This is a genomic window from Plantibacter sp. PA-3-X8, assembly GCF_003856975.1.
Taxonomy (GTDB): Bacteria; Actinomycetota; Actinomycetes; order Actinomycetales; family Microbacteriaceae; genus Plantibacter; species Plantibacter auratus.
In genome coordinates this window covers 610,673-624,148 of record NZ_CP033107.1, presented here as the reverse complement: position 1 = coordinate 624,148, position 13,476 = coordinate 610,673, and the positions used below count along the sequence as shown (strand labels likewise).

General features: G+C 69.5%; 12 protein-coding genes. 4 read left to right on the top strand and 8 right to left on the bottom strand.

Translation table 11 applies throughout. The features are described 5' to 3' along the window. Window positions 1–101: 101 nt before the first annotated feature. On the top strand, window positions 102–923 hold the full coding sequence (locus tag EAO79_RS03070) for an ornithine carbamoyltransferase (protein WP_124767746.1): 822 nt from the start codon (window positions 102–104) through the stop codon (window positions 921–923). A gap of 24 nt (window positions 924–947) precedes the next feature. Here the strand turns inward: EAO79_RS03070 and EAO79_RS03065 are convergent, their stop codons facing one another. After that, a complete protein-coding gene (locus tag EAO79_RS03065) occupies window positions 948–1,694 on the bottom strand; it encodes a hypothetical protein (RefSeq protein WP_124767745.1) in 747 nt (248 codons plus the stop codon). Further along, window positions 1,691–2,050 (bottom strand): PadR family transcriptional regulator, encoded by a 360-nt coding sequence (locus tag EAO79_RS03060; RefSeq protein ID WP_124767744.1) that lies wholly within the window; start codon window positions 2,048–2,050, stop codon window positions 1,691–1,693. Before EAO79_RS03060 ends, EAO79_RS03065 begins: the two co-directional genes overlap by 4 nt. 40 nt (window positions 2,051–2,090) lie before the next feature. Here EAO79_RS03060 and EAO79_RS03055 point away from each other — a divergent pair, with 40 nt between their 5' ends. Both EAO79_RS03055 and EAO79_RS03050 read left to right on the top strand, forming a co-directional pair. Then, window positions 2,091–2,906 carry a hypothetical protein gene (locus EAO79_RS03055; protein ID WP_206428272.1) on the top strand — a complete coding sequence of 272 codons (816 nt, stop codon included), beginning with the start codon at window positions 2,091–2,093 and terminating at the stop codon, window positions 2,904–2,906. Between the two features lie 50 nt (window positions 2,907–2,956). Further along, on the top strand, window positions 2,957–3,508 hold the full coding sequence (locus EAO79_RS03050; RefSeq protein ID WP_124767742.1) for a hypothetical protein: 552 nt from the start codon (window positions 2,957–2,959) through the stop codon (window positions 3,506–3,508). 249 nt (window positions 3,509–3,757) lie between these two features. On the opposite strand, the gene EAO79_RS03045 is transcribed toward EAO79_RS03050, so the two are convergent. The 6 genes from EAO79_RS03045 to EAO79_RS03020 all read right to left on the bottom strand — a co-directional run bounded on the left by EAO79_RS03045 (window position 3,758) and on the right by EAO79_RS03020 (window position 12,298). Further along, complete coding sequence (locus EAO79_RS03045; protein WP_124767741.1) at window positions 3,758–4,951, bottom strand: Fic family protein; 1,194 nt, start codon at window positions 4,949–4,951, stop codon at window positions 3,758–3,760. 104 nt (window positions 4,952–5,055) lie between these two features. Beyond that, window positions 5,056–7,875, bottom strand: a complete 2,820-nt coding sequence (locus EAO79_RS03040) for an FAD-binding and (Fe-S)-binding domain-containing protein (RefSeq protein ID WP_124767740.1) — start codon at window positions 7,873–7,875, stop codon at window positions 5,056–5,058. 148 nt (window positions 7,876–8,023) lie between these two features. Then, window positions 8,024–8,809: a glucosamine-6-phosphate deaminase gene (nagB, locus tag EAO79_RS03035; RefSeq protein WP_124767739.1), complete on the bottom strand. Its 786-nt coding sequence runs from the start codon at window positions 8,807–8,809 to the stop codon at window positions 8,024–8,026. A 19-nt stretch (window positions 8,810–8,828) separates the two neighbouring features. After that, entirely contained in the window at window positions 8,829–9,725 is an 897-nt protein-coding gene (murQ, locus tag EAO79_RS03030) for an N-acetylmuramic acid 6-phosphate etherase (protein ID WP_164486880.1), read from the bottom strand. Between the two features lie 87 nt (window positions 9,726–9,812). Further along, window positions 9,813–10,976 carry an anhydro-N-acetylmuramic acid kinase gene (locus tag EAO79_RS03025; RefSeq protein WP_241160970.1) on the bottom strand — a complete coding sequence of 388 codons (1,164 nt, stop codon included), beginning with the start codon at window positions 10,974–10,976 and terminating at the stop codon, window positions 9,813–9,815. Beyond that, entirely contained in the window at window positions 10,973–12,298 is a 1,326-nt protein-coding gene (locus tag EAO79_RS03020; protein WP_206428271.1) for an MFS transporter, read from the bottom strand. Before EAO79_RS03020 ends, EAO79_RS03025 begins: the two co-directional genes overlap by 4 nt. A gap of 202 nt (window positions 12,299–12,500) precedes the next feature. Between EAO79_RS03020 and EAO79_RS03015 the strand changes: the two genes are divergently transcribed. Next, entirely contained in the window at window positions 12,501–13,391 is an 891-nt protein-coding gene (locus EAO79_RS03015; RefSeq protein WP_124767735.1) for a MurR/RpiR family transcriptional regulator, read from the top strand. The last annotated feature ends 85 nt before the right edge of the window (window positions 13,392–13,476 follow it).

Genomic DNA, 13,476 nt, shown 5'->3' with positions numbered 1-13,476 from the left:
ACGCGGGCCATGCTCCGGCCCAAGCAATGGGTGAGTGCGTCCGGCGGGTGGCGGCATCGACGCTCTCTGAGCAACCCTCGAATCGTCCGTAGGCTCGCGTGATGCGCAACTTGGTTCGATTGGACGATTGGTCACCCGCGGACGTCGACGAGGTGTTCCGTCTCGCCGAGGCCTACCGCGACGGATTCGGGCCGAGCTTCGACGGATCCGCCGTCATGTTCTTCCCGCCGACCAGCCTGCGCACGCGGGTCTCCTTCGAGCGCGGGGCCGCCCTGATGGGGCTGCAGCCGATCGTGTTCCCCAGCGAGACCCTGGACAAGTCGGAGGCGCTCGCCGACGTCGCCCGGTACCTCGAATCGTGGGCCGACATCATGATCGTGCGGCACGGCGACATCGGCGTCCTCGAACAGCTGGCCGAGGCCGCGGCGCTCCCCGTCGTGAATGCGATGACCGACGTCAATCACCCCTGCGAAGTGCTGTCCGACTTCTTTGCGATCCGTGAGCGGCGCGGGCTCGACGGGCGGCGGTTCCTCTTCGTCGGCGCCGACGGCAACATCGCCCAGGCATGGCAGGAAGCCGCCAGAGTGCTGGGTCTCGATCTGGCGCAGTGCTGCCCCGCGGAGCTCGCGATCCCCGGTGCGGTGTGGACCGACGATCTGGAAACCGCCGTCCGCACGGCCGACGTCATCCTCACCGACGGGTTCGGCGAGCACGTGGCGCAGCTGGAGCCGTTCCAGATCACCGCAGCCCTGCTCGACAGCGCACCGGCCGGCGTCCTGCTCAACCCCTGCCCGCCGTTCACCCGCGGCGAGGAGGTCAGCGCCGACGCCATCGAGCACCCCGCCTTCGTTGGTCACCGGTTCAAGGCGTCGCTGCTCCCCGTGCAGCAGGCGATCATGGCGTTCGCCATCGGGATGTCCTGAGCTGCAGCGCCACCACTTCCGTGGTCAGCTCTCCGCGCCCGCCTCGGTCGCCGGCATCGACGTGGTGGGCGGCCACCACCAGATCGCGGCAGCGACGAGGCCGAGGAGGGAACTGATCCCGACACCGGCGGCGAGGAGCCCGAGGCTTCCGGCGGTCGCCGTCAGGTGGTCGGCCCAGAAGGCGATCTGCACACCGGTGGCGCTGATCAGGCTGAGCGATTCGACGGCGACGTACCCGAGCAGGAGCGTGGGCGGCGCGAGCGCGACCGCACCGACGATGCGAGTGCGGCGTCGGGCTGTCAGTGCGGTCCCGACCAATGACAGGACGGCGAGCACACCGACGAGCATCGCCATCAGCGGCGGGACCCGGAGGTCGTCGATGATGATGGCGCGGATGATCCGCGCGTAGGTGTACCCGCCGAGGACGGTCAGGGTGACGCCGAGCGCGAGCATCCAGGACGTGATGCGCTGAGCGGTCCGCACGGTCTTGCCGTGGCGTGGGTCGGCCAGTGCGCTGCGACCGAGCTGGTGGGCGCGCCAGGTCACGTCGTGGATGCTCCCGGTGACGAGTCGCCGGACGATGTCCCGGCGAAGGCGCCCGGCCGACCATCCGGCCTCGTCCGCCCAGAGCGCGTGCTCATGCAGGTCTGAGGCGAGCTCATCGCGCCGCGCGGCGGCGACCTCCTCGGGCAGGTCGCGGGTGTACTGAGCGCACCAAGCGAGGACCCAGTGCGCCGTGGTGTTGAACGTCCTCGTGTGGAGCAGGCTCATGCGATCCCCTGGTCGGCGACGCGAGCCGCGACGCGGTGCTCGTCGACGAGTCGTGCGTGCTCGCGGTTCCGTGCGGCGGCACCGACCGCCGTGATGCGGTACATCCGTCTTCGGGGTCGACCCTCGGCGGCCGCGATCTCGTGGTCCTCCCAGTCCTCCTCGATCAGGCCGGCTTCGGACATCCGCGAGAGCGCCTTGTACAGGGTGCCGTGCGCGGCGAGTTTCCCCTCGGGGCCGGCCAGGCGTTTCGCGAGCGCGAATCCGTAGAAGGACCCCTCCGACGCCTGCAGCACTGTGCCCACGTCGAGGATGTCGAGCTCGAGGGGGAACAGGGTGCCGGGGCGACGCTTGACCATGCGGACAGTATACGGAAGCTATCGGCCCATAAATCCACTCGTGTTCTCTGTGGGCAACGTACATCACGGGGAATTTGCGGCCCGCCTGTTCGCAGGCTATCTTCCTATAAACGTGATGTTCGAAGTTGGAGAGATGATGGCTCGCAAGAAGTTCTTGATCCTGGTCGCGGCCGGGCTGGTGGCCGCCGGCGGGTTCGGTGGCGTGGCGGCGCAGGCGCTCAGCATGAGGCCCGCGACGGACTCCTCGGATGCTCCGGAGACCTCGGCGAGTTCCCCGGAGACGCCGACGCCGACGTCGCCACCGACCGATGCCGCTCACATCGACGAGTTCTTCCTGCAGGACAAGTGGCAGGAGTTCCGCCAGGTGGGCCTCCTGACGATGGAGTCGTGCATGGTGGAGGCCGGGTTCCCGTTCGACGGAACCACTTTCGACGGGATGCCGTCGGGGCTGAGCGAGGTCGACCAGGAGGCATGGTACGCCGCGGCGGAACCGTGCTGGGTCCAGCGGGACGCGGCGTCCGCGGCGGCCGAGGCAGCGTACGTCCCGACCGCGGAGGAACGAGCTACCGCGCTGGCGTTCGCGGCGCAGTACCAGCGCCACATCGACGCGATGCGCTCCTGCATGGCCGACCGCGGCCACGAGTTCGTCGGTGAAGTCGACATGACCCTGCAGACCGCGCCCTTCGCTGACGCCGAGCGGCCGGCCGGTATGCCCGACGGTCTGTCGCCGGAAGAGACCCACCAGTGGATCATCGACGCATACGCGTACGACTCCAGCTACCCGGAGTCGGAGCAGGGGACCTGGGAGCGCGCCTGCGTCACCGCCGCCGACGCTGCTGCAGGGTTCGAACACTGATGGGGACGCCAGGAGCTGCGCGTCTGGTCCCGCGGAGCCGAGCGCGAACCATGACAGCGCTCCTAGTGGCCGCCCTCGGTGTCGGCGTGTTCGCTGGCACCGGGGCGGCGGCGGTCGCCCAGGCCGCGTATGCAGCCGAACAGCGCACCGTCGGCACGTTCGAATTCGTCCCGCTCGAGGACCGTGGCGTCGATGTCTCCGCGTACCTGAATCCGGATCCCACGATCACGACTGCGGACGGCCGCCGGCGCAACACCTTCGGAACGCCGGTCTACGATGCGGACACCGACCCGAAGCTCGTGACCTACCCGAGCACGCTCACGCCCCAGCAACGTGCGGTGCAGGAACTGCTCGTCACCCGGAACTTCATCGCGGCGCAATGCATGGCGGAACTCGGCCTGGACTTCACCTTCTCCCTCCCGTGGGAGCGGACGGAGGATCAACGCCGCAGCAACTCCATCGATCTCCCCGCAGTCGGCACGCCGGAGTGGAAGGCGTACGTCGGCACGCGGCTCGCGGGCGAAAGCTACAACTGGGAGGACGCCGGCTGTGGCGGGTACGCGGAGCATGTCCTCGCATCAACCGGCGACGGCACCGAATGAGCGTCCCTTGAGGCGCGCTATGCGGCCGAAGCCGCTCCTCTCCCATGACTGCCGTCTCGGGAGACACGCCATGCGCGAACGATCCGCCTGGGACCAGCTCCTCGACGAGCCGGCGCGATGTCGCTGCAGATGCGACGGAGCGCCGCTCGGCTAGAGACGGTGCGGTGGCTCGAAGCAGTCATCGTTCGCCGGCCTTGAAACGGGGCTCGGGCGGATGGAGTTCGCGGCGAGGACCGGCAGTGCACTCGTTCAGGTGGCTGTGCGGAGTCGGGTGATCCGCGACCGGATCCGGTCGTCGAGGTCTTCGAACTCGTCGAGCACGTCGGTGACGGCGTACACGCGGTCACGCTTGCGATTCGTGACCTCTGCGATGATCCGGGACGCTTCGAGTTGTTCGATGGCCCGGTACACGGCCCGATCCGCGAGGCCCGAGCGCTCCGCGAGCTGCTCGGCACTGAAGACCGGCAGGGCCACCAGCACGTCGAGGAGGAGATCGGCGGTGCTCCCGGTGCGCACTCCGGCCTCCTGTCGCCACGACTTGGCGTAGCGGGCAAACGACCTCGCGGTTCCACGGGCCTCGCGGGCTGCGACCTCCACGCTGAGAGCGACGTCGGTGATGATCGCCTCGGCGTCCCCCGCCCGGTAAGCGGTGAGGAGTCGGAAGTAGTGGGCGGTGTCGGCGGCGAGGGCTGACGCGATCGGCAGCACTGTTCCCGGTGTCACCCCACGCCTGCGAAGCACTGAACCGATGAGAGCCCGGCCGATTCGACCGTTACCGTCCGTGAACGGGTGGATGCTCTCGAATTGCGCGTGCACGATAGCCGCCTGAGCGATCGGATCGACATCGTCTCGGTTCGCGAAATCGAGAAGGTCGGTGAGATAGTCCGGCACGAGTTCCGGCGGCGGAGGCACGTAGAGCGCATTGCGCGGTGAGAAATGGGACCCACCGATCCAATTCTGAACGTCGCGCACTCGGCCTGCGTAGCGATGTTCTTCAGGGTCGTCCCGCATCAGCAACTCGTGTGCATGCAAGATCTCGTCGAGGTCGATAGTCGTTTCTGATGCCCCGATCAGGGCCGTGATGGCACGGCCGGCGGAAACCATCGACACAGCAGAGGAATTCTCCTTCAGGCCGCCGAGGGCACGCGCGAAAGCGGTGGTGCTGGCTTCAACCTGTTCGATGCGCGAGGAAGCAACGGATTCCATGCGGATCAAGAAGCCGGCCAGTGGCTGCAGCACACCTCCGGCGACGCGCTCGAGTTCCTCGGTCTCGTAGCGGGCACGGAGAAGCTCGCGCGGTGGTGTCGGTGGAACCGAGAGTGTTGCGATGTGTGGCGGCAGCGCAACCGAGATCTCCGCAAGCATGCGGTCTTCACGGTTTCCCCGCCTGCCGGTTGCTTGCCAGGCGACCGTATGGTGTTCATGCCTCGGCCAGGCGTCCATCTACCGCTCCTGTCTCTAGCGCGCCGTTAAGTGTCACTTAACTTGCATAAGTGACACTATCAGGTGAGCTCCTGACAGGTGCCTAGGGTCACCGACTCAGCTCGTCATCGCAGGCTTGCCCCACGCTCCGCGCGAGACGACGCGGCGTCCAGCAGTTCGAGCACGTGGCGGTAGTCCTCGCCCGTGGCGCGGGTCATCCCGAGTTCGCAGGTGCGGTTGCACGACGCGTGCGCGTCGGCACCGAGGGCGGCGACCTCGGCGGCCTCGGCTTTCGTCGCGGACGCCGTCAGCTCGGGGTGCAGCATGCCGCGGTCGCCGGCGAAGGCGCAGCAGCCCCAGTCGTCCGGGACGTGCACGCGCTCGGCCACGGCTTCGCCGATCAGCACGAGATCCGGGTCGAGGCCCATCTGTCGTGAGGAACAGGTCGGGTGCAGGACGAGCTGCTCGATCTGCGCTGAGACGTCGACCCGAGGCAGGATCTCCCGGGCGGCGAAGGCCACCGCGTCCTCGACGACCACGCCGCTCTCGCTGAGGAGCTTCGCGAAGCCCTCGGTGCAGCTCGACGCGTCGCTGACGACCACGAGGCCGCTGTCGGCCACGGCCGCTCGGATGCGTTCGACCGTGCGTTGCTCGTTCACCGCAGCACCGGACGCGAACCCCTTCGACGACCACGGGGTGCCGCAACAGATCGACTCGACGCCGTCGGGGACCATCATGCTCAGGCCCGCCCGCTCGAGCAGTCGGGTGAAAGCACCCATGACGCCGTCCCCACCGTCCGCCGCGCCGAACATGCTGTTCACGCACGCCGGGACGTAGATGCCGACGGTCGGACCGTCACCGGCACCCACCGTCCGGCCGAGGGCCTTCCGCGACCGTCCGCCGCCCGGCAGATCGCCCGAGTACCTCGGCACGGTGTCCGCGCCGAGCACGGCACGCGCGACGTCCGTCACCGCACCGACCACCGGGGCCGGCAGGAGCTTCGCGCCGGAGAGCGCGACCGAACCGATCCTCGTGACCGGCCCCCAACCGGTGGCAGCAGCCTTCCAGCCCGCGGCGGCGACCGGAGCCGCCTCGGTGCGCCGGATGCGCTTGACCAGCGCGCCCGTGTTGATCTGGACCGGGCACGCCGTCTGACACATCCCGTCGACGGCACAGGTCTGCACGCCGGCGTAGTCGTAGTCGTCCGCGAGCTCCTCCGCGAGGGCGATGTCCCCGCGAGCGCGAGCGGACTCCTCGGCACGGCGGACGACGATGCGCTGCCGCGGCGTCAGCGTCAGGTCGCGACTCGGGCAGACGGGTTCGCAGTACCCGCACTCGACGCAGCGGTCGACCTCCTCCTCGACGGTCGGCTGGAGCTTGATCCCCTGGAGGTGCGCCTGGGGATCCTCGTCGATCAGCACGCCGGGGTTCATCACCCCGGCCGGGTCGGCCAACCGCTTCAGCTCGAGCATCACCCCGTACAGTTCATCGCCGTACTGCCGGCGGACGTACGGTGCCATGGCGCGACCCGTGCCGTGCTCGGCCTTCAGGTTGCCGCCCGCCGCGAGGACGAGGTCGACCATCTGTTCGGTGAAGCCGTTGAACCGGCCGAGTGCGGCGTCGCCCTCGAACCGGTCGGTCAGCATGAAGTGGATGTTGCCGTCCTTCGCGTGACCGAAGATGACGGAGTCGCGATAGGCGTGCTGCACGAACAGCTCCTGCAGGCTCGCGCAGGTGTCTGCCAGGGCGGCGGTCGGCACGACGATGTCTTCGAGGAGGGCCGTGGTGCCGGAGGGCCGCGCTCCCGCGACCGAGGCGTAGAGGCCCTTCCGGAGAGCCCAGGCGCGCGACCGCTGGGACGCATCGCTCGAGAACAGCACCGGCGCGTGCACGTCCAGACCGTTCAGGAGCACACCGCCCGCCGTCGCGCGGTCCCTGAGTTCGACGGCGTCCTCGGAGCGGTACTCGACGAGGAGTGCCGCGTGACCGTCCGGCGTGAACCCCTGGATCTCCGCCGGGCTGCCGGGAAGTCGCTGCCCGACCGTCAGGGACGTGGCGTCCATGAGCTCGAGCGTGGCGGCTCCGGACGCGACCAGCTCGGGCAGCGCGCGCGTCGCCGCGTCGAGGGAGGGGAACACGGCCAGCGCCGTCGACACCAGCGGGAGGACGGGGACGGTGCGGAAGGTCGCCTCGGCGACGAATGCCAGCGTGCCCTCCGAGCCGATGATGAGGTGCTGCAGGACGTCCACGGGCGACTCGAAGTCGAGGAACGCGTTGATCCCGTACCCCATGGTGTTCTTCAGGGAGAACTGGCGCTCGATGGACGCGACCGACGCCGGGTCCGATCGCACGCGGCGCTGCAGGCGCTCGATGCCCTCGGCGAGTTCCGGTTCCGCTTCGTGGAGCTGTCGGTCAGCCGTCGGGTCGGCCGTGTCGATCGTGGTGCCGGACGGGAGGACGAACACCATCGATTCCAGCGTCCGGTAGGTGTTCTCGTCGATCCCGCAGGCCATGCCGCTGGAGTTGTTCGCGATGACGCCGCCGATCGTGCACGCCACCTCGCTCGCCGGGTCCGGGCCGAGGCGGTAGCCGAGTCGCGTGAGTCGCGCGTTGACCTGCGCCACCGTCGCCCCCGGCTGCACCCGGACGCGCTTGCCGTCGTCGAGCACCTCGATGGACTTGAACCGCTGCCTGGTGTCGACGATGATGCCGGAACCGGACGCCTGACCGGACAGGCTGGTGCCGCCCGACCGGAACGTGACGGGCGCGGCGGACCGCGTCGCCGCCCGGAGGATCGATGCGACCTCGGCGGCGCTCTCCGCGATGACGACCGCCTCGGGCGTCAGCAGGTAGTGCGATGCATCCCCGGCGTACGCGGCCAGGTCGATTGCCCGGGTGCGGATCCGGGAGGGGTCACCCACGGCTTCGCCGATGGCTTCGGTCATGAGGGATGGGACGGTGGTCGGGTGTGCCACGAGGCTTCCTTCTCGAATGCGGGCGTCAGCGGGGTGCAGGGGAGCGGGGTGCTGGGTTGCGGCTGCGGTGGCCGGACGCCTCAGAGGATGGGGCGTCGTCGGCCATCGCCCGGCCGATTCATTCGAAGCGTTGCCAGTCCGGCCGGTTGTCGTAGGTGTAGCGATAGTAGTCCGACAACTGCAGCCCTGATGCCGCTGCCTCGTCGACGATGACGGTGGCGTGCTCGTGCAGCTGGAGCGCCGACCCGGGGACGAACGCGCTGAGCGGTCCTTCGACGGCGGCCGCGACGGCGTCGGCCTTCCCCGCCCCCTGGGCGACCAACACGAGCTCGCGCGCCTCGAGGATGGTCCCGAGTCCCTGCGTCATGCAGTGGGTCGGCACCTGGTCGGGCGAGTCGAAGAAGCGGGCGTTGTCCTGGCGGGTCTTCGGCGCCAGGGTCTTGATGCGCGTGCGTGACGCGAACGACGACGTCGGCTCGTTGAACCCGATGTGTCCGTTCGACCCGATGCCGAGGATCTGCACGTCGATGCCGCCGGCCTCGGCGATGGCCCGGTCGTACTCCTTCGCGGCGGCCGCGAGGTCCGCAGCGCGACCGTCCGGGACGCGGACGCGCGAGGGGTCGAAGCCGAGCGGGGCGACGACCTCACGCGCGATCACGCTGGCGTACGACTCGGGGTGGTCGGCGGGGATGCCCACGTACTCGTCCAGCGCGAAGCCGCGCGCTTCGGCGAACGACAGCGAGCCCGCCTGCACGCGACGGGCCAGTTCCGCGTAGATGCCCTGCGGGCTGGACCCGGTCGCGAGCCCGATGACGGCCTGGGGCCGCCCGGCGACGATCGACGCGATCTTCGCGCCGGCGACGCGACCGACCTCGGCGGCGTCGGGAAGGATGATGATCTCCACGGTGTCCTCTCGTTCCTGCTCAGGCGCTCGCCGCGGCCACGGCCGAGCGGACGTCGCCGTCGTGTGATTCGAGCAGCCGGGCGGCCGTCGCTGCGTCCACGTCGGCGAGGAGCATGACGACGGCGGTCTTGGCGTGGGCGCCGGCCTGCTCCAGGGCGTCGTCGGCGATCGACCGTTCGACACCGGTGGCGTCGGCGACGATCCGCTGCGCGCGGTCGACGAGCTTCTCGTTGGTCGGCTTCACGTCGACCATGAGATTGGAGAAGACCTTGCCCGAGCGCACCATGGACGCGGTGGACAGCATGTTGCACACGAGCTTCTGTGCGGTGCCGGCCTTCAGACGGGTCGAACCGGTGAGCGCCTCGGGGCCGGTCATCACCTCGATGGCGATGTCCGCCTCGGCGCTGATCCTGGCGTTCCGGTTGCAGGACACGGCGATCGTCCCCGCGCCCAGGTGGCGTGCGTAGCGCAGGCCGCCGATGACGTACGGGGTGCGACCGCTGGCCGCGAGACCGACGACGACGTCCGTGGGGCGGAGGTCGGCCGCGATGAGTTCCGAGGCGCCGAGCTCGATGTCGTCCTCGGCACCCTCGACGGCGACGACGAAGGCGTGCTCGCCGCCGGCGATGAGCCCCAGGACTTCGGAGGGATCGGTACCGAAGGTCGGTGGGCACTCGACCGCGTCGAGCAGTCCGATCCGACCGCTCGTCCCCGCGCCGAGGTAGATCAGTCGTCCACCCTGCCGACGAGCCTCCGTGATGCGCTCCACGGCGCGCGCGATGCTCGGCAGTTCCGCTCGGACCGCGTCGGCGACGAGTCGGTCCTCGTCGTTGATCACCTCGAGCAGCCGGAGCGTGTCCAGCGTGTCGAGGTCGACCGTGCGCGGGTTGCGTCCCTCGGTGGAGAGCGCTGCCAAGGTACTCGATGCTTCAGGCACGATCGGCCCTCCGTTCTGGGTCGGACGGGCTGGCGCCGTCGTGGTGGTCCGTGGGGCTGTCGACGGTCATGCTTCGAACCGCAGCGAGCGAGGCGGCCCGTCGAGCGTCCGCGCGGGGAGCGAGTGCCCCGGGACGATCGCGCCGAGGACGCTGCCGTGCGAGGCGCCGGTGGCCGAGGGGAGGGATCCCGCCTGGCCGTTCACCGTCAGGAAGCCGAGCACGGCGAAGGCGAGCGCCTCCTTCGCGTCGGAGGGGAGGCCCGCGTCGTCGCTGCTGACGACGTCGGCCTCGGGGAGTGCAGCCCGGATGCGCGCGACGAGCTGGGGATTGCGCACCCCTCCGCCGGCGAGGATGACGCGCTCCACCCCACGGACGGCGTCGGCGACGGTCCGTGCGGTCAATTCGGTCAGGGTCGCGACGAGGTCCTCGATCGGAAGCGTCGGACGGCCGGCGAGCTGCTTGCGGAGGTAGTCGAGGTGGAACAGTTCCTTGCCCGTCGACTTCGGGGCGGGGCGCTGGTAGTACGGCTCGCGCAGGAGGAGGTCGAGCGTCTCCTCGTCGACGGTGCCACGCGCGGCGAGCTCGCCGTCGGCGTCGAACTGCCGGGCGCCGTCGGTGTGCTCGGCGACGACGGCGTCGATGAGGGCGTTCGCCGGTCCGCTGTCGAACGCGATCGGGTCCTGGCCGGGCCGCACGATGGTGGCGTTGGCGATTCCACCGAGGTTGACGGCCGCTGCGGTCTCGCCGCCCAGCCAGAGCGCGTCGATCATGCTGACGAGCGGAGCACCCTGCCCGCCGGCCGCGACGTCACGTGAACGCAGGTCCGCGACGACGGTGCAACCGGTGCGTTCGGCGATCCAGGCCGGCTGGCCGAGCTGGAGCGTGCCCTCGACCCGGCCGTCCTCGACCCAGTGGTACATCGTCTGGCCGTGGGAGACGATCAGGTCGGCGTCACCGTCGCAGAGCTCCGCGACCGCTCGCACCGCGAGATCGGCGAAGGCCTGCCCGATCCGCGTGTCCAACCGGCAGACGTCGTCGACACTGGTGGTCGCCGGTGGCAGGGCTGCGGTGATCGCGGCTCGCAGTTCCGGGTCGTACCCGTCGGTGAGCATCCCGAGCGGGCGGACGACGAGGGTGTCGCCGTCCACGCTGATCTCGGCTGCGGCGGCGTCGATCGCATCGTGCGAGGTGCCGGACATGAGGCCGATGACGCGCATCGGGCGGCTCACTTGCGCAGCTCCGCCCGGTGGGCGCTCCCGCGGAGCGTACCGATGGCGATCGCGCTCACGAGGCAGGTCGCCATCACGTAGTACGCCGGGACGTCGACGTTGCCGGTCGAGGCGATCAGCGACGTGATGATGAGGCCGGCGCTGCCCGAGAAGACGGCGTTCGAGATCGAGTAGGACAGCCCGAGGCCGGTGTACCGCACGGAGGTGGGGAACATCTCGGCGAGCATGGCGGGGCCCGGGCCTGCGATCAGGCCGACGACCGCTCCGGCGACGAACACGGCGAGGCCGTGAACTCCGACGCCGAGGTCCGGGTTCTGCAGCACGTTGAGCAGGGGCAGCGCCAGGATCACGATGAGCCCGGTGCCGGTGAGCATCACCCAACGCCGACCGATCTTGTCCGACAGCCAGCCGGCCGGGAGGATCGTCGCGGCGAAGCCGGCGTTCGCGAGGACCGTGGAGATCAGTGCTTCCTGGAACGAGGCGTTGAGGCTGCTCTGGAGGTAGGAGGGCATGACGACGAGGAAGGTGTACCCGGCGGCGGACCAGCCCATCAGGCGACCGATCCCCAGGAGGATCGCCTTGGCGGTCTCGGCGGCGCCCGCCCGCACGACCACCGGCTTGGCGACGTCGGTGGTGTCGGCGGCGGCGACCTTCTGGAACTCCGGGGTCTCCTCGAGCTTCAGGCGGAGGAACAGGGCGACCGCGCCGAGGGGGATGGCGAGCAGGAAGGCGATCCGCCAGCCCCACGCCGCCAGATCGGCTTCGGACAGCAGGGATGCCAGCAGCGCGACGGTACCGGCGCCGCCGAGGAGTCCGAGTGCGACCGTGAACGACTGCCACGATCCGTAGAAGCCGCGCTTCCCGGCAGGTGCGAACTCGGTCATGACCGAGACGGCGCCACCGAACTCACCGCCGGCGGACAGGCCCTGCAGGATGCGCACGATCGTGAGCAGGATGGGCGCCGCGATGCCGATGGAGGCGTACGTCGGGAGGATGCCGATGAGTGCGGTCGCCCCGGACATCATGACGAGGACGAGGATGAGCGTCGGCTTGCGGCCGATCCGATCGCCGATCCGGCCGAAGAGCGCCGCCCCGACCGGGCGGAAGAAGAAGGCGATCGCGAAGGACGCGTAGGTCGCGATGAGCGACTCGATGCCGGTCTGCTGGCCGTCGCTGAAGAACTGCGCGGCGAGGATCGTGGCGAGGAACCCGTAGATCCCGAACTCGTACCACTCGATGAAGTTGCCGACGCTGCCGGCGACGATGGCCCGGCGTCGGGCGGTGCTGCTGATCACGTCGCTGCGTGGTGTGGAGCTGGTCACGGGACCTCCCTTGGTTCCTGGATCGTGCATGCCGGCAGCACCCGCGGTACTCCGCTACACGTGTCGGCCAGTCCGCACCTGAGGAGGGCACTGGTCGCGAGTCGGTGCAACAAACATACACAATTCAACGACGGATGGTAATTTCCATACATCCTGCCGGTGGGTGCCGACGGTACAGTGTTGACGGTCGAGAGGAGCACCGATGGGAGCCGACGTCCACCGGACATCACGGGCGGTGTCCACCGAGGTGCGCGCTCGTATCGACGAACTCCGTCCCTCCGAGCGGCGGATCGCCGAATCGCTGCTCGCCGACCCGGGCGCCTTCGCGACGCGGTCGGTCGCCGAGATCGCCGAAGAGGCGTCGACGTCGACGACGACGGTCGTCCGTTTCACGCGCAAGATCGGCTACGACCGCTTCAAGGACTTCCGCCACGACCTGACCGAGGAGAACCTCCGCGAGCGGCTCGCGCTCGCCGGGACGAACGTGCAGTCGCCCGACATCGTCGCCGGAGACAGCCTCGACGACATCGTCGCGAAGGTCGCCGCGAACGAATCCCTCTCGATCGCCGACACCGCACAGGCGCTCGACACGGCAGCCCTCACGCGTGCGGTCGCCGCGGTCGCCGGCGCTCGCCGGGTCGACATCTTCGGTGTCGGAGCGAGCTCCATCGTCGCCGTCGACCTGCAGCGGAAGCTCTCGCGGATCGGGCGCGTGGCGCTCGAATGGCCCGACCCGCATGCCGCCTGGACCGCCGCTGCGATCCTCGACGAGCAGGCGGTCGCCGTCGCGATCTCGCACTCCGGCGCGACCGCTGACACCGTCGACTACCTCCGGCTCGCGGCCCGCTCCGGGGCGACGACCATCGCGATCACCAACCACGCGGAGTCGACCCTGGCGACCAGCGCGGACATCGTCCTCCAGACGTCCGCGCGGGAGACGGCGTTCCGCTCGGGAGCGCTCGGCAGCCGGATCGCACAGCTGATGGTCGTCGACTGCCTCTTCATCGGAGTCGCCCAGGTCGACGCCGAAGCGTCCATCGGTGCGCTGCAGCGGACCTTCGACGCGGTCCGGGAGCGTCGCTCGACCGAGTGACGTCGACCGTGTGGTTGCACTCCGCAACGACGGTTGAGTATTTCGCATTCGTCATATAACGTCTTACATATCAGTTACTCAAACG